General features: G+C 61.8%; 20 protein-coding genes and 2 pseudogenes. 12 read left to right on the top strand and 10 right to left on the bottom strand.

All coding sequences use genetic code 11. From position 1 onward, the window contains the following. Positions 1-30 precede the first annotated feature (30 nt). Complete coding sequence (locus AACY30_RS16915) at positions 31-537, top strand: GNAT family N-acetyltransferase (RefSeq protein WP_339468742.1); 507 nt, start codon at positions 31-33, stop codon at positions 535-537. 203 nt (positions 538-740) lie between these two features. Here AACY30_RS16915 and AACY30_RS16910 read toward each other — a convergent pair whose 3' ends face one another. Next, complete coding sequence (locus tag AACY30_RS16910) at positions 741-1,676, bottom strand: GlxA family transcriptional regulator (RefSeq protein ID WP_339419730.1); 936 nt, start codon at positions 1,674-1,676, stop codon at positions 741-743. Positions 1,677-1,848: 172 nt separating this feature from the next. Here AACY30_RS16910 and AACY30_RS16905 point away from each other — a divergent pair, with 172 nt between their 5' ends. The 3 genes from AACY30_RS16905 (at position 1,849) to AACY30_RS16895 (ending at position 4,357) form a co-directional block, all read left to right on the top strand. Further along, positions 1,849-2,478, top strand: a complete 630-nt coding sequence (locus tag AACY30_RS16905) for a TetR/AcrR family transcriptional regulator (protein ID WP_339540772.1) — start codon at positions 1,849-1,851, stop codon at positions 2,476-2,478. After that, positions 2,475-3,152: a type 1 glutamine amidotransferase domain-containing protein gene (locus AACY30_RS16900; protein ID WP_339540771.1), complete on the top strand. Its 678-nt coding sequence runs from the start codon at positions 2,475-2,477 to the stop codon at positions 3,150-3,152. Before AACY30_RS16905 ends, AACY30_RS16900 begins: the two co-directional genes overlap by 4 nt. Before the next feature lie 80 nt (positions 3,153-3,232). After that, entirely contained in the window at positions 3,233-4,357 is a 1,125-nt protein-coding gene (locus AACY30_RS16895; protein ID WP_339540770.1) for an alkene reductase, read from the top strand. A gap of 148 nt (positions 4,358-4,505) precedes the next feature. On the opposite strand, the gene AACY30_RS16890 is transcribed toward AACY30_RS16895, so the two are convergent. Next, positions 4,506-5,504, bottom strand: coding sequence for an NAD(P)H-quinone oxidoreductase (locus tag AACY30_RS16890; RefSeq protein ID WP_339540769.1), 999 nt, complete (start codon positions 5,502-5,504; stop codon positions 4,506-4,508). Next, a pseudogene (locus AACY30_RS16885) lies at positions 5,501-6,181 on the bottom strand (YbfB/YjiJ family MFS transporter); the annotation flags it as partial. The pseudogene AACY30_RS16885 and the gene AACY30_RS16890, both read right to left, overlap by 4 nt. On the opposite strand from AACY30_RS16885, the pseudogene AACY30_RS16880 reads away from it, so the two are divergent. Together AACY30_RS16880 and AACY30_RS16875 are read left to right on the top strand one after the other, a co-directional pair. Next, positions 6,180-6,413 (top strand): annotated as a pseudogene (locus AACY30_RS16880) (LysR substrate-binding domain-containing protein); the annotation flags it as partial. The pseudogenes AACY30_RS16885 and AACY30_RS16880 overlap by 2 nt on opposite strands. Positions 6,414-6,490: 77 nt before the next feature. Next, on the top strand, positions 6,491-6,877 hold the full coding sequence (locus AACY30_RS16875; protein WP_339419739.1) for a DoxX family protein: 387 nt from the start codon (positions 6,491-6,493) through the stop codon (positions 6,875-6,877). A 55-nt stretch (positions 6,878-6,932) separates the two neighbouring features. Here the strand turns inward: AACY30_RS16875 and AACY30_RS16870 are convergent, their stop codons facing one another. The 3 genes from AACY30_RS16870 to AACY30_RS16860 all read right to left on the bottom strand — a co-directional run bounded on the left by AACY30_RS16870 (position 6,933) and on the right by AACY30_RS16860 (position 10,126). Next, positions 6,933-7,751 carry an alpha/beta fold hydrolase gene (locus tag AACY30_RS16870; RefSeq protein ID WP_339419741.1) on the bottom strand — a complete coding sequence of 273 codons (819 nt, stop codon included), beginning with the start codon at positions 7,749-7,751 and terminating at the stop codon, positions 6,933-6,935. 90 nt (positions 7,752-7,841) lie between these two features. Then, entirely contained in the window at positions 7,842-9,233 is a 1,392-nt protein-coding gene (locus AACY30_RS16865; RefSeq protein ID WP_339540768.1) for an alginate export family protein, read from the bottom strand. After that, entirely contained in the window at positions 9,230-10,126 is an 897-nt protein-coding gene (locus tag AACY30_RS16860) for a VOC family protein (protein ID WP_339540767.1), read from the bottom strand. Before AACY30_RS16860 ends, AACY30_RS16865 begins: the two co-directional genes overlap by 4 nt. 140 nt (positions 10,127-10,266) lie before the next feature. Here AACY30_RS16860 and AACY30_RS16855 point away from each other — a divergent pair, with 140 nt between their 5' ends. Next, entirely contained in the window at positions 10,267-11,334 is a 1,068-nt protein-coding gene (locus AACY30_RS16855) for an NAD(P)-dependent alcohol dehydrogenase (RefSeq protein WP_339540766.1), read from the top strand. Between the two features lie 462 nt (positions 11,335-11,796). Here the strand turns inward: AACY30_RS16855 and AACY30_RS16850 are convergent, their stop codons facing one another. Continuing rightward, positions 11,797-12,096, bottom strand: coding sequence for a hypothetical protein (locus tag AACY30_RS16850; RefSeq protein WP_339419748.1), 300 nt, complete (start codon positions 12,094-12,096; stop codon positions 11,797-11,799). 202 nt (positions 12,097-12,298) lie between these two features. On the opposite strand from AACY30_RS16850, the gene AACY30_RS16845 reads away from it, so the two are divergent. The 3 genes from AACY30_RS16845 to AACY30_RS16835 are packed head-to-tail and all read left to right on the top strand — an operon-like array spanning position 12,299 to position 14,461. Further along, entirely contained in the window at positions 12,299-12,955 is a 657-nt protein-coding gene (locus AACY30_RS16845; RefSeq protein ID WP_339540765.1) for a TonB family protein, read from the top strand. Further along, entirely contained in the window at positions 12,952-13,497 is a 546-nt protein-coding gene (locus AACY30_RS16840) for an RNA polymerase sigma factor (RefSeq protein WP_339540764.1), read from the top strand. Before AACY30_RS16845 ends, AACY30_RS16840 begins: the two co-directional genes overlap by 4 nt. A 37-nt stretch (positions 13,498-13,534) precedes the next feature. Continuing rightward, positions 13,535-14,461, top strand: a complete 927-nt coding sequence (locus tag AACY30_RS16835) for a FecR family protein (RefSeq protein WP_339540763.1) — start codon at positions 13,535-13,537, stop codon at positions 14,459-14,461. On the opposite strand, the gene AACY30_RS16830 is transcribed toward AACY30_RS16835, so the two are convergent. Beyond that, entirely contained in the window at positions 14,458-15,078 is a 621-nt protein-coding gene (locus tag AACY30_RS16830) for a type II secretion system protein GspJ (RefSeq protein WP_339540762.1), read from the bottom strand. The genes AACY30_RS16835 and AACY30_RS16830 overlap by 4 nt on opposite strands. After that, on the bottom strand, positions 15,075-15,527 hold the full coding sequence (gene gspH, locus AACY30_RS16825; protein WP_339468727.1) for a type II secretion system minor pseudopilin GspH: 453 nt from the start codon (positions 15,525-15,527) through the stop codon (positions 15,075-15,077). The genes AACY30_RS16830 and gspH overlap by 4 nt, the downstream gene beginning before the upstream one ends. Positions 15,528-15,620: 93 nt before the next feature. Between gspH and AACY30_RS16820 the strand changes: the two genes are divergently transcribed. Then, on the top strand, positions 15,621-16,052 hold the full coding sequence (locus AACY30_RS16820; protein WP_065889397.1) for a type II secretion system protein N: 432 nt from the start codon (positions 15,621-15,623) through the stop codon (positions 16,050-16,052). On the opposite strand, the gene gspI is transcribed toward AACY30_RS16820, so the two are convergent. Beyond that, entirely contained in the window at positions 16,039-16,404 is a 366-nt protein-coding gene (gene gspI / locus AACY30_RS16815) for a type II secretion system minor pseudopilin GspI (protein WP_049708806.1), read from the bottom strand. The two genes, AACY30_RS16820 and gspI, sit on opposite strands and share 14 nt — an antisense overlap. 148 nt (positions 16,405-16,552) lie before the next feature. Here gspI and gspG point away from each other — a divergent pair, with 148 nt between their 5' ends. Then, entirely contained in the window at positions 16,553-17,002 is a 450-nt protein-coding gene (gspG, locus tag AACY30_RS16810) for a type II secretion system major pseudopilin GspG (protein ID WP_339419759.1), read from the top strand. The last annotated feature ends 8 nt before the right edge of the window (positions 17,003-17,010 follow it).

Raw genomic sequence — 17,010 nt, 5'->3', positions numbered from 1 at the left:
GGCGCCCTGCGTTTTTTCACTGAGGGTCCCATGCCTGAAACCACCGTCGAATTGATCCAGACCGGCCCTGAAGAAGCCGAGCTGATCCGCAATCTCTACCAGTATTACGCCTATGAATCCTCGGACTGGGAACAGGAAGATGTCGAGGCGGACGGCCGTTTCTACATTCACGACGAACACCTGGCCCGCTATTGGCAAGACCCGCAATGGAGCGCCAACCTGCTGCTGGTCGATGGCTACATCGCCGGTTTCCTGCTGATCGAAGGCAGCGAACTGCCGGGTATCGACGCTCTGGAACTGGCTGACCTGTTCATCCTCAAGCGCTATCGGCGCAAAGGCATCGGCCGTGCCATCGCCAGCCAGGTGCTGTGTAGCGGCGAGGCGGATTGGCTGGTGCGCTTTTACGACCAGGATGAAGTGTCCCAGGCGTTCTGGCGCAGGGTGCTGGACAACCTGCCGCGCCCGGTACAGGCGATCGAGTTGGCGGATGATCCGCAGTTGGTGAGTTACCTGGTGACACGCGCGGTGTTGCACTAAGCGCGAGGTTGAACTTAAAGCAGGGGGGGGGGCGCCTCAGAGGCTTGTCGGTCAAAATGGTGTTCACCCCCCCGTGGCAGCGGCATCTACTCCGTGCGTAACGCGTTCTGCCTGAACTACCCCAAGGGCACGGTGACCATCCGTGACCTGAACACCGGGGAAGCACTCAGCAGCGAAAGCCCTTACCACTGCCGCTAGACGCTCTAGCTTCTGAACAACGCCTGCTGCATCGCCTGCGGCGGCTGCCCGAACGCCCTGAGAAACGCCTGGCGCATGCGTTCGCGGTCACCAAACCCGGTCTCACGGGCCACCACTTCCACGGGATGACGACTGGTTTCCATCATCGCCCGCGCGGCCTCTACCCGCAGGGACTCGATGGCCTTGGCCGGCGTTTGCCCGGTTTCTTCGCGAAACACCCGGCTGAACTGGCGTGGACTGAGCCGGGCAACATCGGCCAGGGCTTCCACCGAGAGATCATGGGTCAGGTTCTCACGGGCATAGGCCAGGGCCAGTTGTACGCGGTCTGACTTGGGGTCCAGTTCCAACAGCGCCGACAACTGCGATTGTTCACTGCCCCGACGTTGGGCGATCACCAGCTTGCGTGCAATGCGCCGCGCGAGGTCGCTGCCCAGGTCGTTCTCCACCATCGCCAACGCCAAGTCCACCCCGGCGCTCATGCCGGCGCCGGTCCACACCTGGCCGTCGACGATGAACAGCTTGTCTTCTTCCAGGCGGATATCCGGATAGCGCTTGCGAAAGGCCGGCGCGTGAATCCAATGGGTGGTGGTGCGCTTGCCCTCCAGCAAGCCGGCTTCTGCCAGCACGAAGATGCCCATGCACAACGAGGCGACGCGTCGCGATTGGGCCGAGGCGGCCTTGACCAGTTCCAGCAGGTTCGCTTCCGGCAGGCGAAACTCCAGGTAGCCGCTGACGATCAGCGTGTCGTATCCCTGCGGCCGGATCGGTAGGGTATTCACCGAGAACCCCTGGGAGGTCATCACCGCGCCGCCACTTTCCGACACCAGGTGAAACTCATAGGCCGGCTCGCCGCGCAGCAGGTTTGCGCACTCGAACACCGAGCCCAGGCTGAGGCTCAGGGATTGGAAGTTCGGGTAAACCATCAGCGCTACGCTGTGCATCGCATGTCTCCAGAAGCGTGGTAGGGGGGATTGTCGGTGGCTGCCGGGAAAACGGCAACCGACTTTGCCGCATGTCCGGAATCCTTGCGGATCTGACATTGTGCGCGTTTTACCCGGCCCCTAACATTCACCCAACGAACGAGACGACTGGTCTAATCGGACGGGATGAAAAATGAGCCGCGAAACTAAGAGTGCAAGGCAGACGATTCTGGAAAGTGCGCAGCCGATTGTGGGCGCCAAAGGGTTTTCTGCGGTGGGATTGAACGAAATACTTCAAGCCGCCGATGTGCCTAAAGGCTCGTTCTATCACTACTTCAACTCTAAAGATGCGTTCGGGGTGGTATTGCTCGATACCTATTTCGACAACTACTTGAACGGTATGGAACAGCTGTTCAATCAGCCGGACTTAACCCAGCACGCCAAGTTGATGCGCTATTGGCACAGCTGGATCGACAACCAGACCGGCGGCACCGACGCAGGCAAATGCCTTGCCGTCAAACTGGGTGCAGAGGTGTCAGACCTTTCAGAGCCGATGCGCCTGGCCCTGCAGCGCGGCACCGCACGCACTATTGAGTTGCTCGCAATTGCCTTGCAACGCGGCATCGAAGACGGCTCGCTGAAGGTTGCGCAACACCCTGAAAGCCTGGCCCAGCGCCTGTATGCGTTGTGGCTGGGGACCAGCGTCATGAGCAAGATCACACGTACTTGCGCGCCGTTCGACGAGGCGCTGTGGCTGACCCGACACCTGTTGGGCTGCCCTGAACACACTGACACTCACACCTATCGAGGCACTGGAAAATGAAAGTATTAATGGTACTGACCTCTCACGACCAGCTTGGCGATACCGGGCGCAAGACCGGCTTCTGGCTCGAAGAATTTGCTGCACCCTATTACGCGTTCAAGGACGCTGGCGCCGAAGTGGTACTGGCATCCCCGGCCGGCGGTCAACCGCCGCTGGACCCGGTGAGCGACCAGCCGGACTCCCAGACTGAACAGACCCATCGCTTCGCCGCCGACCCGGCTGCACAGCAGGCCCTGGCCAACACACTGAAACTGGAAACCGTCAACGCCGACGCCTTCGACACCGTGTTCTACCCAGGCGGCCACGGCCCGCTGTGGGACCTGGCGGAGTCACCCGTCTCGATTGCCTTGATCGAATCCTTCGAACGCGCTGGCAAACCGATCGGTTTTGTCTGCCACGCACCGGGCGCGCTGCGTCACGTCAAGGCGGTCAATGGCGACCCGTTGATCAAGGGCCGTCGCGTCACCGGGTTCTCCAACTCGGAAGAAGCGGCGGTGGAGTTGACCGACGTGGTGCCGTTCCTGATTGAAGATGAGTTCAAGAAACTCGGTGGCCATTACGAGAAGGGCGCCGATTGGCAATCCTTTGTTATCACAGATGGCCTTTTGGTCACCGGGCAAAACCCTGGCAGTTCCAGTGATGTGGCCAAAGCCCTGCTGACACTCACCGCTTAATTTAAAAAAACCGCTGTATTCATTGGCGACTTTTATAAGTCGCCAATGCTTTAGCACGTCCGCAATTTGGAAAACTTTACATGACTGACAATGTTCTGAGTACGCCGGTGAAACTGGGCCACCACACGTTAAACAACCGTATCGTCCTGCCGCCGTTGACGCGCCAGCGCAGCGCTCAGCCTGGCGACATCGCGACGGACTTGATGGCCGAGTATTACCGCCAGCGTGCCACGGCTGGTTTCATGGTCAGCGAAGGCACGCAGATCGAGCCGCGTGGCCAGGGTTATGCGTGGACGCCGGGCATTTACACCCCGGCGCAGATCGACGGCTGGCGCAAAGTCACCGACGCGGTGCACGCCGAAGGCGGGGTGATCTTTGCCCAGTTGTGGCACGTTGGCCGGGTCTCGCATAACGCGTTGCAGCCAGACGGCGCCGCACCCGTCGCGCCGTCGGCAATCCAGGCGCAGCAGGCCAAGGCCTTTATCGAAACCGGTCCTGGGGTGGGTGAGCTGAAGCAGCCGCCGGTACCGCGTGCTTTGAGCGCTCTTGAGATCGAAGAGTTGGTCGGGCACTACGCCCAGGCCGCACGCAATGCACTGGATGCCGGGTTTGACGGGGTGGAAATCCATTCGGCGAATGGGTACCTGGTCAACCAGTTCATCTCGGCCCACGCCAATCAGCGTGACGATGAATACGGCGGCTCACTGCACAATCGCCTGCGCTTTCTGCGTGAGATCGTTGAGGCCGTGAGCGCCGTGGTTGGGCCGGAGCGCCTGGGTGTGCGCTTCTCGCCCTTGTTCAGTGGAACTGATCAGGATCGCGTGTACATCGGCCTGGTGGAAGAAGACCCGCATCACACCTATATCGAAGCGATCAAGGTGTTGGAAGAGTCAGGCATCGCCTATGTGTCCATCGCTGAAGCCGACTGGGACAACGCCCCAGTGTTGCCAGACACTTTCCGTGAAGCGGTGCGCAGCACCTTCAGTGGTCGCATCATCTACGCTGGCCGCTACACCGTTGAACGCGGCGCTGCTCTGGTAGAAGCGGGGTTGGCGGACTTGATCGCATTCGGGCGGCCATTCATTGCCAACCCGGACCTGCCGCAACGGATTTTCAATGGGTGGCCGCTGAACCCGCTGAAGGCTGAGGGGCTTTACGGTGGGACGCAAGCCGGATACATCGACTACCCGGTGTACGCCGAGTAGCCCTGCGAAGGTGATCCATGTGGGCGCTGGCTTGCCTGCGATAGCATCGACTCGGTTCAACTGAATGACCAAGGTGTCTGCATCGCAGGCAAGTCGAATCGTCGCACCGAAGCTCCCACACTGGATCTTTACAGGGTCAGGATCAGCGTCACTCCACCCGCAACACAATCTTCCCGATATGGTCCCCACCCTCCATCCGCGCATGCGCCTGGGCGGCGTCGGTGTAGGCGTACACCTTGTCGATGATCGGCAGGCACCGCCCGGCGGCCAGTACCGGCCAGATGTATTCGCGCAGTTGTTCGGCGATGGCAGCTTTCTCTTCTTTACTGCGTGCCCGGAGGAGTGAGCCGGTAATCACCGCGCGTTTGCCGAGAATGCTCAGCAGGTCGACGTCATTGGCCTTGGCGCCGCCGAGGAAGCCCAGCATCACCAAGTGACCGTCCATGGCCAAGGCCTTGAGGTTGTTGTTGAGGTAGGAGGCTCCCATGATGTCGAGGATCACATCGACGCCCTGGTTGTCGGTCTGCTGCGCGATGACTTCGGCAAAGTCCTGCTCGCGATAATTGATAGGTTCAGCGCCCAGCTTGGCAATCGCGGCACATTTGTCGGCGCTGCCAGCGGTGGCAAACGCCTGGATGCCAAACTCGCGGCACAGCATCAAAGCGGTGGTGCCGATGCCGCTGGTGCCGCCGTGAATCAGCGCGCGCTGACCGGTGTGCGCATCGCCAAGGCCGAACAGGTTGGCCCACACGGTGAAGAACGTTTCCGGTACGGCGGCGGCTTGAATCCAGTCCATACCCTCAGGGATCGGCAAGGCCTGGCCGGCCGGCACGCTGCAAAATTGCGCGTAACCACCGCCGTTGGTCAGGGCACAAACCTTGTCGCCCACCTGGTATTCGCTTACGCCTTCACCCAGCGCCACCACTTCACCGGCCACTTCCAACCCTGGGATCGGGCTGAAGCCGGGTTTCATCGGGTATTTGCCGGCGCGTTGCAGGGCGTCGGGACGGTTGACACCGGCGGCGTGAACACGGATCAGGATCTCGCCGGGGCCGGCGACAGGCACATCGGCCTGGCGCGGTTGCAGCACTTCAGGCCCGCCAGGGGTGGTGATTTCGATCAGGGTCATTTCTTGAGGAAGCGTCATTTCAGATTACCTGCAGCGATGAGCGTATGGGTTGGGACCGTACCGAGCGGTCGACGGTTCAGCAGGATCATGCCCGGTTCCAGTGCCAATGCGACCACAATGGCCCCGGCGGCGATCATGAACAACAGCGCATGCTGCCCGCCACTGCTGTTGAACAGTGCCGAATAGGCAAAGCCGGAGAGCGCCTGGAACGTCGCGAAGGACACCGTGGCGCGGCTCCATGCCACTTGTTGCTGGTGATGGTTGGGCAGCAACTCATGCACCCGCGCCAGTGCCAGCGGCACGATGCCCGGCGGGAAGGAACCGAGGATCACCGCGAGGGCGGTAAACGAGCCGGCAAACGGCAGCAAGCCGACCGCAATCGCCTGCACCACCAGCGCCCCGCGAATACTCAAGCGGGCCCCGAGTTTATCGACGAGGAACCCGTAAGTCACCGGCCCCGCAATCGCGCCCAGGCCGTACCTTACCCAGATCATCGCGCCGATGTGCGCGCCGTCTCCCAGGCCACGGGCCACGTAATCCACCAGGAACACCATCGCCGGCACCAAGCCCGCCGCCATAAAAGCGTATTGGGCGAACAACAGGTACACGCCAGAAGGTGTCGCTGCGCAAGTGTCTGCTCGTGCCGGTGCCTCATGCAGCTTACCGCTGGGCCATGCGAACCAGCTCGCAACCGCGGCCCTCAGTTCAAGCCTGCTGGTGTGCCGCTCTATTGCCGCGGGCATCGGCATCGGCGAAATCCCGGTGTACACCGGCGAACGTGACGGGCTGGTACGCCTGCGGCCCGACCGCACGCGGCCCTTGCCGTATGACGTGTGGCTGGTGACCCACGCCGATCTGCGCCACACCGCGCGAGTGCGGGTGGTGATCGATGAAATCGTCGCGGCATTTGCCGGTACGGGGGAGTGAGGTCAGCACAGGCTTGCAAGCAGGCGGATGGCACCGTTGACACAATCGACGTTTGTCTCGACCAACAGAGAGCACGTATGAACGAATCAAAACAACAGGACCTGGGGTTGTTGTTTCTACGGGGCAGCGGGGCGCTGTTCCTGCTGTGGGTGCACGGTTTGCCGAAACTGTTGAACTACAGCGAGCAGTTGAAGCTGATCGAGGACCCATTTCATTTGGGCGCTCACATCACGCTGCTGCTGGCGATATTTGCCGAGGTGCTGTGCCCGCTGCTGATCATTGCAGGGGTGCTGGTGCGCCTGGCGTGCCTGCCGATCCTGGCGGTGCTGTTGATTGCCATGCGGGTGGTGCACCCGGAGTGGACGTTGCTGGAAGGGCAATTCGGCTGGCTGCTGTTGATCATTTTCAGCAGCGTGTTGATCGCAGGGCCTGGGCGTCTGGTCGTGAGCCAACGTTTCTCCTGAGCAAAAAAAGGCCGGGCAAGCCCGGCCGAAATAAGGAGAGGGTGGTTCAGGTGTTTCAGCGGGTCAGGAACGCCAGCAGGTCTTCATTCAAGGCCTGGGCATGGGTCACGGCGAACCCGTGTGGTGCGTCCTTGTAGACCTTCAGCTCGGCGCCTTTGATCGAAGCCGCGGCGGCTTTGCCGGTGGTTTCGAACGGTACGATCTGGTCGCCGTCACCGTGGATGACCAGGGTCGGCACGTCAATCTTGGCCATGTCCGGGCGGAAGTCGGTTTCGGAGAAGGCGGTCACGCAATCCACGGTCGATTTCAGCGACGCCAGCATTGCCACCTGCAGGGTCTGGGTCAGCACCCCTTCGGAGACTGTCTGGCCCTTGTTGATACCAAAAAACGGCGTGTTGAAATCGCTGATAAATTGCGCGCGATCCTTCAACAGCCCAGCCTTGATGCCATCGAACACTTCAGTCGGCACGCCCTGCGGGAAATCCGGTTTCTGGCCGAACAGCGGTGTCACCGCCCCCAGCAGCACCAGGCCGCCGACGCGGGCGCTGCCGTGGCGAGCGATATAGCGCGCCACGTCGCCGCCGCCCATGGAAAAGCCCACCAGGGTCACGTCCTTGAGGTCCAGGTGTTCGATCAACTGCGCGATATCGTCGGCGAAGGTGTTGTAGTCGTTACCGGTCCATGGCTGGTCCGAGCGCCCGAAGCCACGACGGTCAAACGCGATGGTGCGAAAACCACGGCTGCTCAGGTATTCCATCTGGTATTCCCACATGTCGGCATCCAGCGGCCAGCCGTGGCTGAACAGCACGGGCTTACCGCTGCCCCAATCCTTGAAGTAGATCTGGGTACCGTCTTTGGCAACGAATGTGCTCATGGAAAACTCCTTGGTGTATAGGCTGGAAAACTCAGGATCACTATTGCCCTTAAGTGTTTCGAGGGCTTGTACGGGTGTGCTTGCTTGGGATTACCAACTGAACTTGAGCTCGACCCCCAGGTAATTGCTGTCATCACCGCCTGCATCGCGCAGGGTCTGGCCGACGTCGTAGTGCACGGCTTCGACGGCGCCGGTGAGGTTGGGGCTGAACACATAGTCAGTGCGCAGTTGCGCGTAGGCGCCGGTCCAGCGATCACCGCTGCCAGCGGTGCCGGCCACCGGCAGGTTGGGCTGGGTGTACACCGCATCGCTGGTGGTTTGCCGCCAGAGCAGGCCGATGGCGGTTTGCACGCTGAGCTTGTCGAACGGTTTGACGGTGATCGACGGCTTGACGTGAATCAGGTTGCTGTAACCGGTGTAGCCCGCCAGGGAAAAGTAGTAGCCGTTGGGAAACAGCGGGTTGAATGTGCCAACAGTGCCATCCCCGGTTTTACGGTCGCCCGAGGCGATGTCCAGTTGCAGGCCGAGGCGCGGCGTCCAGGCCAGGCTGTCAAAGGTGTAGCCGGTGCGACTGCCAGCGGCCCAGGCGCGGATATCCTTGTTGCCCACCGAGCCACTTTGCAGCATCGCTTCGACGTCCCAGTCAAAGCCCATGGCCGCGCCGCCCAGGCGGGCGTCGAACAGGTGGCGGGTTTCGTCGCCGTCCGCGTCCAGGTAGTGCGCCGCGCTGCGTTCATACACGCCGTAGTAGGCTGACAGCTCGTTTTTACCGCCCACCAGCCGCTCGACCCGCACCATGTGGAAGCGTGCGTCACTATTGGATTTGTCGTCGAAGTGCCGCCCGTCCTGATACTGCACCGGCTGGCTGGCAATCCCGATAAAGCGCCAGTTGCTCGTCTCCCAGTCGGCCCACAGGGCATCGAAGGATTGCCGCACATTCGGGCCTTCCCGCGATGAGATGAAGCGCTGCAAGTCGAAAGCGAAATCCTGGCGCCCGACACGTGCTTTCAGCGTGCCGCTGCTGAAGGCATTGACGTATTCGGCAAAGGCCAGGCGCAGGTCGACGTGGTTCTGGTCGGCGCCGCCGATCGTCGTCTTGTCATACGCGTGTACGTCTTCAAGCTGGGTGAACACCCGCCAGTTTTCGTTCAGGTGCAGGTCGGCATGCACCTGGAAGCGTTGGATCAAGTAGCGATCACGCTTCACATCGCGCACGCCAAAACCACTGGCATCGTTCATCTCGAAGCGCTCGCGTAACGTGGCGCCCAGGGACAAATAGGTGAACGGGTTGGCACCTGACAATGGGATGTACTTCCAATTGTCCAGCGGCTGCGTGCGCAGCGCCGGGTTTTGCAGGACCGACCAGTCTTCCTGCCAACGGTTGGCCTTGAGGGTCGGGCGTGTCGCTTGCTCATCGGCGTGGACGCCGCCGGCGAGCAGCGGCCACAGCACGGCCAGGCCCCAGCCTGTGCGACGCTTCATTTTGCCGCGTTGAGCTGGTGAATCTCCGCGACATAGCCGCCCGGGAACTCGACCAATGCGCTGCGACGGCCTTTGCTGTCAAAGGCGGGCACCAGCACTGTGGCGCCGGAGCCGGTGGCCTTGCCCAGCGTCGCCTTCAGGTCAGTCACTTGATAGCCGGTGGTTTCATGACCAAAGGGGTAGGGCAGTTGGCCGTTGGTGACCAGCACCGCCATGCGCCCGAACGGCGACTCGATGTCGACACGACGGTAGCTGCCACTGGCTTGACCGATATCCACGCCAGGCGCGTGCTTGTCATCGGCCAGGACTTTGCCGTGGGAAAAGCCCAGGAACGACTTGATAAAGCGGTCGGCACGGTCGGCACTGAGGTACACGCGGTTTTCCGGCACGGTCTGGAACGCGGGGTAATACGGGGTCTTGGTGTGCCAATAGAGCTGCATATTCACGCCGCCCGGCCACTGCACCACGGCGTCACGCCCGATCGGGTCGGGGAAGTCGCTGACGATCACCGCCGCACCGTTTTCCCGGGCGGCCTTGAGCGCTACGTCCATGTCCTTGACCAGGTAACCGTTGCGCTCCTGGCCGAACGGGTGCGGGATCGGCGTGGTGAAGCCAAACAACGACACCGTGCCCGCCGGGGTCTGCAGCAATTGCGAGGTGGTGCTGCTCGGCACCGGCAACACATTCACCACCACCTGAGCTGTGCTTTTGCCGCCGAAAGTGGCCAGGAAGCTCTGGGCAAAACGGTCGACATCGGCCGGCGCCACATAGACGTGGCTGGTGTCATATTGCGGGGCCACCGCTACCGTGGGTGTTGCCGCAAAGGCACTGCCCATCATGGCCGCGGCCAGCAACGTGACAGCCAGCGATACCGTCCTCACTTTTTTACACATGCCCACTCTCCAGCGTCTTGAGAAAGTCAGGAGCTTAGGGGCCGCGCAGTGACGCGGATTGTATGGACGTGCTCGGTTGAACGATTCAGCGTCGATGCTGGTCATCTGACTTCCAGCATCCGATCACACAGGTGAACGAAATGGCCAAGACCTACAGCTACGCCGCTCAGAACGCCAAGGATTCCCTCAAGCCCTTTACCTTCGAGCGCCGCGCGCCGGGGGCGGATGATGTACAGATCGACATTCTCTATTGCGGGGTCTGCCACTCCGACCTGCACACCGCCCGCAACGAATGGAACAACACCCTGTACCCCTCCGTGCCTGGCCATGAAATCGTCGGCCGTGTTACGGCGGTAGGCGCCAATGTGCAGAAGTTCAAAGTCGGTGATTTGGCCGGTGTCGGCTGCATGGTCGACAGCTGCCAGCATTGTGCCTCCTGCGCCGAAGGCGAGGAGCAGTACTGCGAGAGCGGCTTTACCGGCACCTACAACGGCCCGGTATTCGGCGGCGAAAACACCTTCGGCGGCTACTCCGACAGCATCGTGGTCAAGGAGAAGTTCGTGCTGCACATCTCCCACGACGCTTCCAACCTGGCCGCCGTGGCGCCGTTGCTGTGCGCAGGCATCACCACCTATTCGCCGCTGCACCACTGGAAGGTTGGCCCCGGCAAAAAGGTCGGTGTGGTTGGCCTCGGTGGCCTTGGGCATATGGCGGTGAAGATCGCCCACGCCATGGGCGCGCACGTCACGCTGTTCACCACCTCACCCAACAAACGCGAAGACGGCCTGCGCCTGGGCGCCGACCAAGTGGTGGTGTCGAAGAACCCGGATGAAATGGCCAAGGTCGCCAACAGCCTGGATTTCATCCTCAACACCGTCGCCGCACCGCACAACCTCGACGCCTTCCTCAACCTGCTCAAGCGTGACGGCACCATGACCCTGGTCGGCGCCCCCGACAGCCCGCACCCGTCGCCAACCGTATTCAACCTGATCTTCAAGCGCCGCAGCCTGGCGGGGTCGCTGATCGGCGGCATCCAGGAGACCCAGGACATGCTGGACTTCTGCGCCAAGCACGGGATTGTGTCGGACGTGGAGATGATCGATATCCAGGGCATCAACGAGGCCTATGAGCGGATGCTCAAGGGTGATGTGAAGTATCGTTTTGTGATTGATATGGAGAGTTTGAAGAAAGAAAGCCACGCGGCCTGAGACACGCTGCAAGTCCAAACTGTGCGAGCGGCGGTTCGACGCTTCGACTTGCTCGCGAATGCGGTGGATCAGTCAAATCATCAGTGACTGACACTCTGCATTCGCGAGCAAGCCCGCACACATTTGGATCTCCATACATCAGGCAGATACCACTCGCTATTGATCTGCTCTTGATCTGGCTTGTGATCTTGATCTTAGGCGCCCCGTCAATCACGCTCCAAAGCCTTCGTTCGGGCACACCGAGCCTAGGCGAGGTGCCGAGTGGTGGGGCAAGAGCCCTTTGGTGACTTTGGGGCTCTTTTCCAAAGTGACCCGCCGTCAGGGCGAAACCAATACCAGCCATTACCGCAGGAATGGATATGTACTCATTCCAACCCAAGCACCTGGTCGGCCCAAAGGCCGCCTCGTAAACAAGCTCCCTCCCACATTTGTTACATGTGTACTCAGACAATTTCTAACGGCTCAAGGCCGCTGCGGTTTCACCGACGTACCGAAGGTGTTGCCCATTCGCACACTGGTCGCCGCTGGGGTGGCTAAACCGACCTTATTGGGCAGGCGCTTTTCGATGGAAATATTCTGCGCCTCGCGGTTTTTTTGCGTCGCCTTTGTTGCATTCGTGTCATTACCCATCTGGTGGCTAAGGCAGCCATAGTCGGGCGCCTTATAGCCATCCACCGTGACCTCTGCGCAATTATCGGCATGGGCAACCAAGGGCAGGACAGCGCACAGCAACAGGCTGGCGAGGGTTGGTAGCACGTTCATCAGGGCCTCCTGGCGGGCCCGAGGGACTGGGCCGGTAAGGCTGCAAAGTGTAGTGCAGCCGGCTTCTCGTCACCGTGATGTTTTTTTTGCTATCACCGTAACATCAGATTCATAAACTGGCCTCAGGATGACGGTTTTCTAGGGCGCGTCGGCCGTGCAGCGATGCAGAGCAGGGGGTGAACAGGGAGTCCGGAGGCGCGTCATGTGCGTCCTGGTCTTGCTGTTGCTGCTGGCCGCTGGTCGTACGGCACTGGCAGAGTCACCCCTGCTGTCGTTGGACCTGCCTGCGCAGGACCTGGAGCACGCACTGCAAGCCTACAGCCGCGCCACCGGGATGGCGGTGCTGGTGGACCGCGAGTTGACGCGGGGCCGGCGCTCCATTGGGGTGCGCGGGCGCTTTACGGCGCAAGAGGCGCTGGCGATGTTGCTGACAGGGAGTGGCCTGATGGCACGTTATGCACGCAGCGATGCGTTTACCTTGCAGACACCGCAGGTCAGCCAGCCGCCCACCCAGGGTGCGGCGGCACGCAGCGCCGCGCGGATCAACAACAGCTACGCGACGGCGTTGCAACAAGCCATCGAAACCAGCCTGTGCCGTTCGCCGCTGACCCGGCCCGGTAGTTTTCGCGCGCTGGTGCAGGTATGGGTCAACCCCGACGGGGTGATTGAACACAGTCGGCTGGTCAGTTCCACCGGCGATGAACAACGCGATGAAGCACTGGTGCGCCGCCTGAGTGCGGCCCGGGTCGAACGCCCGGCGCCGAGCTCACTGCGCCAACCGGTGACTTTACTTTTGATGCCCGACACAACAGGAACGCGCATGGAATGCACAGTAGCGAAAGGAGCCTCGGGCGGATGAAAAATACCGGGCACAGTCCGATGGTCAGCTTGTTCCTGGCCTCCTACGAAGACTTCAAGGTGCGTTTGCGCAAGCGCCTGGGTTCGGAGGACCTGGCCAACGACGTGCTGCACGAAACCTACCTGCGGGTCGACCGCATGGACGTGCCGCCGAACCTGCAACAACCCAACGCCTACCTGTACCGCATGGCCTTGAACATCGCCGCCGACCGCCGCCAGGCCGACGCGCGTCTGCTCACCGGCAGCGAGGTGGAGGAACTGTTGCAAAGCACCGACGAAGCCCAGGACCCGTCGCGGGTGGTGGGCGGCCAGAAAGAAATCCAATCCCTGGTCAAGGCCCTCTACGAACTGCCGGCACGCCGCCGCAAGATCCTCATCGCCGCGCGCTTGGAAGAAGCCCCGCACCTGGAAATTTCCCAGCGTTTCGGTATCTCCACGCGCATGGTCGAGAAGGAAATCAAGGCTGCCCTGGGCCACTGTGCCAAGCGCCTTGAAAGAAAAGTGATTCAGCGGTTCGGTCCCGGGGCCGGAAAACCGTCTTAGTGTCGAGTCCCTGATAAATCCGTGAGTACGTGCGCGCTTGAATATTTTTAGCCTCTCCACCGCCCGGCAACCCGCCGCCAGCCCCCTGCACGATGAAGCCCGCGACTGGCTGCTCCTGCTAACCTCGGGCCGCGCCACCGTGGCCGACGCCAAGGCCCTGCAGGCCTGGTGCGCGCAGAGCGCGGAACATGCCCAGGCGTTCGAACAGGCCAAGGCGTTATGGCGCGACTTGGTCCCCGCCCTTGAACAGGTGTCGCAACCGCGCAGCTTTGGCCGTCGTGGCTTCCTGGGCGGTGCGATTGCTGCCTCGGCGGCCGTGGTGATGGTCCGTGTCGGCGTACCGGGCGGCTTCGCCGGGCTCACGGCGGACTACCGCACCGAAGTCGGCGAGCAGCGCCAGGTGATGTTGAGCGAAGGGATAAGCCTGGAGCTCAATACCCAGACGCGCATCAGCCGAGTGGGGCAGGGTATTGAATTGCTTGAGGGTGAAGTCGAGGTGCTCGCCCACAGTGCGCAGCCGCTCAAGGTCCAGGCCGGCGAAGGCTGGGTCAGTGCGGCGCAGGCCCGCTTCAATGTGCGCAACACCGACCACAACGTGTGCGTGACCTGTATCGAGGGCTCGCTCTTGGTGGACACCGCCGGGCGCAGCGTGCGCCTGGACGGTGGCCGGCAACTGACCTATGGCAGCGCCGGGGCCAGTGAAGTGACCACGGTAGACACCCAGGCAGTGGTTGCTTGGCGCAAACAGGTACTGGTGTTCAACAATGCCACGCTGGCGACGGTGGTGGATGAGATCAACCGCTATCGACCGGGGATGCTGGTGTTGCTGAACAGAGAACTTGGCCAACGCCGGGTGCAGGCGCGGTTCAGCTTGCAGCAGTTGGCGGGGGTGGCGTTGTTGATTCGCGATGCATATGGGGCCAAATGTACGGAATTGCCGGGTGGGGTGGTGTTGTTGAGTTAGTTCAACGACCTCAACGGCCCCACCACCTGGCGATATTTTTCCACGCCTTGTGGCGTCTGCCGCACTAAGCTGATTTCCAGCCCCTGCGGATCCTCGCGGCGATTACCACTCAACTGCCGCCATCCCTTATCCGTCTCCCACACCCGCACCTGCAAATCACTCACGCCGGTCAACACCACCACGCCATCCTTGGCTGCCGGCAGCGGATAGCGGTCTCGTGCTGGCGTTGCTGCCCGGTATAGCGAATCCCCCTTGAGCCACCACCGAACCCGTTGCAGGCCATCGCCAGCCACTGGGGCGCTGCGGATCACGTCCAGGCGAAAGCCCTTGCTGTCGGAACTGCGAACCGTCACCGCAGCCAGCCCCTCTGTTTTAGCCGCTCCGTCTTCCGCCGCGCTGGGGACCGTGAGTTCAACACTGGCCCGCAAGCTGATATCCCGCTGCATCTGATTCAACGCTCTCAGCAGCACCTCCGTTTGCTCGGTGCTCGCCTGCAAATGCTGATCAGCGCGGGTCACGCTGTCGAGGCCGCGCCAGGCGATCACACTGACCAACGCCATCAGCATGATCGCCACCATCACTTCGATCAGGGTGAAACCTTGCTGGGCGTTGTTCATGGCTGGTTCACCACGCGCATCAAACCGGCGGCGTCGCGTTGCAGGCTGAGGCTGTGTTGCCCGTCGGACAGCACCACGCGCAGCGGTGGGTTGATCCATTCGGCATTCAGCACCAGGGTTTGCCGGGGTTCGATGTTGATTTGCATTGGCGTGCTTTCCCATAACCGTGGGCGAAGTGGGTCGTCGTTTTTAAACGTCTCGATACCTGTCCCGTCATCCCTTTGACGATTGAAACGAAAGCCCTTGGCATCGGCGCGCCAGGTGATGGGGCGGCCGTCGACGTGGGCTTCGGCCTGGGCGACTTGCAGCAGTTGGCTCAGGCGCTCGGCGTCTTTGCGCAGCAGGTGCAGTGGGTCGGGTTTGATCGTGAGGCTGATGGCAGCGCTGGCGATGCCGATGATCACCAGCACCACCATCAGTTCGATCAGGGTGAAGCCTTGCTGTTTCATCGCGCGCTTCCTGGAAAACTGGGGAGTGTGTGAAATAAAAGCGTGCGAATTGACCTGTAGGCTGGTGCGACGGACAAACAGGAGGTCCAGCCCATGACATTTGCCCATCGTTTCACCCTGGCCCATGGCGTGCAGGCGCTAGGTGTGTTGGCCGCACTGGCTGGCCTGGCGGTCTGGACGCCGCTGCTGCTCACCAGCGCCGAATCCCATACGCCCCAAGCCACGCCCCAAGCATTGGCGGCGCGCAGCGATAACCCGGCGCTGCAATGGTTTTCCAATGCGCCGACGGCGCTGCAGGTGAAGGTTACCGGCGTGCTGGCGGGCGCCCGTGGTGCGGTGGCGATCCTCAGTCTGAATGATGGCCCGCCGCGCAGTTTTCTGTTGGGTGAGCGCCTCAGCCCCGGCGTGCGGCTGACGGCCATCGAAGGCGATGGTGTGGAGATAGAACGCGGTGGCGAGAAGCTGCGCGTCAACCTCGACAAGCTGCCGCAGGGGCCTGCGTTGCCCATGCTCACTCGGCCATGACCTGGGTGTCCAGGCGGGCCAGTGGCGGCGCTTCGCGGCTGGCGTCGAGCACCTGCAGGTTGACCTGAAACAGGCGCCCATCGGCGTTGATGGTCTGCTCGCAACGCAGTTTCAAGCGGCCCTGGTCGCACTCGAAGGTTTTCTTGCCGCTGCGCAGGTGCCCCTCCAGGCGCAACTCCGCCAGGCGACTCTGCGCCGCCAGCAACGCGATCGACTTGTCGCGCAACAGGCCGTTGCTCTGGGCCATCAGCCCGGCCACGCGCACGGCGGCGGCCATGGCCACGGCGATGATCGCCAGCGCTACCAGCACCTCGATCAGGGTGAAACCTTGCTCCTTGCGTCGGCCGTACATGGCGCTCTCAAAGCCGGGAAACAGGCCCGCAGACTAGCGCCGGCAGTTGACCGATTGGCGACCGAAACTCCCGAGGATTTTCAATACGACTGACATGTGTTCTTGCAACACTGCGCCACGAATTGCACTCAAGCCAAGGAATGTCGAGATGGATATCGCGCGCCTAACGTCCCCATTGCCAGGCCCTCGCGGGCAGCGTGGCTTCACGTTGATCGAGATCATGGTGGTGGTGGTCATCCTCGGGATCCTGGCCGCGATGGTGGTGCCCAAGGTCCTTGATCGGCCGGACCAGGCACGGGCCACCGCAGCGAAGCAGGACATCGGCGGGTTGATGCAGGCGTTGAAACTCTATCGCCTGGACCACGGCACTTATCCGAGCATGAACCAGGGGTTGAAAGTACTGGTGGAACGCCCGGCGGATGCGAAGAACAACACCTGGCGCGCCTACCTGGAGCGTCTGCCCAACGACCCTTGGGGCCACCCTTATCACTACCTCAACCCGGGCGCCAATGGCGAGGTAGATGTGTTCTCCCTCGGCGCCGACGGCCAGCCGGATGGCGACGGCGTGAATGCCGATATTGGCTCCTGGCAGTTGTAAGGCGCGCC

Origin of the sequence: Pseudomonas sp. RA_5y_Pfl1_P24 (assembly GCF_963970945.1) — a bacterium.
GTDB lineage: Bacteria > Pseudomonadota > Gammaproteobacteria > Pseudomonadales > Pseudomonadaceae > Aquipseudomonas > Aquipseudomonas tritici.
Note: the sequence above shows the minus strand (reverse complement) of the source record. Positions and strands in the feature narration are given on the sequence as shown.

What these genes read in the sequence shown, in the direction of transcription:
- AACY30_RS16910 (WP_339419730.1), bottom strand. Translation starts at nt 1,676, where the DNA reads ATGCACAGCGTAGCGCTGATGGTTTACCCGAACTTCCAATCCCTGAGC.
- AACY30_RS16830 (WP_339540762.1), bottom strand. Translation starts at nt 15,078, where the DNA reads ATGAACAACGCCCAGCAAGGTTTCACCCTGATCGAAGTGATGGTGGCG.
- AACY30_RS16845 (WP_339540765.1), top strand. Translation starts at nt 12,299, where the DNA reads ATGTGCGTCCTGGTCTTGCTGTTGCTGCTGGCCGCTGGTCGTACGGCA.
- AACY30_RS16860 (WP_339540767.1), bottom strand. Translation starts at nt 10,126, where the DNA reads ATGTGTAAAAAAGTGAGGACGGTATCGCTGGCTGTCACGTTGCTGGCC.
- AACY30_RS16890 (WP_339540769.1), bottom strand. Translation starts at nt 5,504, where the DNA reads ATGACGCTTCCTCAAGAAATGACCCTGATCGAAATCACCACCCCTGGC.
- AACY30_RS16905 (WP_339540772.1), top strand. Translation starts at nt 1,849, where the DNA reads ATGAGCCGCGAAACTAAGAGTGCAAGGCAGACGATTCTGGAAAGTGCG.
- AACY30_RS16870 (WP_339419741.1), bottom strand. Translation starts at nt 7,751, where the DNA reads ATGAGCACATTCGTTGCCAAAGACGGTACCCAGATCTACTTCAAGGAT.
- AACY30_RS16875 (WP_339419739.1), top strand. Translation starts at nt 6,491, where the DNA reads ATGAACGAATCAAAACAACAGGACCTGGGGTTGTTGTTTCTACGGGGC.
- gspH (WP_339468727.1), bottom strand. Translation starts at nt 15,527, where the DNA reads ATGAAACAGCAAGGCTTCACCCTGATCGAACTGATGGTGGTGCTGGTG.
- AACY30_RS16915 (WP_339468742.1), top strand. Translation starts at nt 31, where the DNA reads ATGCCTGAAACCACCGTCGAATTGATCCAGACCGGCCCTGAAGAAGCC.
- AACY30_RS16865 (WP_339540768.1), bottom strand. Translation starts at nt 9,233, where the DNA reads ATGAAGCGTCGCACAGGCTGGGGCCTGGCCGTGCTGTGGCCGCTGCTC.
- AACY30_RS16895 (WP_339540770.1), top strand. Translation starts at nt 3,233, where the DNA reads ATGACTGACAATGTTCTGAGTACGCCGGTGAAACTGGGCCACCACACG.
- AACY30_RS16840 (WP_339540764.1), top strand. Translation starts at nt 12,952, where the DNA reads ATGAAAAATACCGGGCACAGTCCGATGGTCAGCTTGTTCCTGGCCTCC.
- AACY30_RS16900 (WP_339540771.1), top strand. Translation starts at nt 2,475, where the DNA reads ATGAAAGTATTAATGGTACTGACCTCTCACGACCAGCTTGGCGATACC.
- gspI (WP_049708806.1), bottom strand. Translation starts at nt 16,404, where the DNA reads ATGTACGGCCGACGCAAGGAGCAAGGTTTCACCCTGATCGAGGTGCTG.
- gspG (WP_339419759.1), top strand. Translation starts at nt 16,553, where the DNA reads ATGGATATCGCGCGCCTAACGTCCCCATTGCCAGGCCCTCGCGGGCAG.
- AACY30_RS16850 (WP_339419748.1), bottom strand. Translation starts at nt 12,096, where the DNA reads ATGAACGTGCTACCAACCCTCGCCAGCCTGTTGCTGTGCGCTGTCCTG.
- AACY30_RS16855 (WP_339540766.1), top strand. Translation starts at nt 10,267, where the DNA reads ATGGCCAAGACCTACAGCTACGCCGCTCAGAACGCCAAGGATTCCCTC.
- AACY30_RS16820 (WP_065889397.1), top strand. Translation starts at nt 15,621, where the DNA reads ATGACATTTGCCCATCGTTTCACCCTGGCCCATGGCGTGCAGGCGCTA.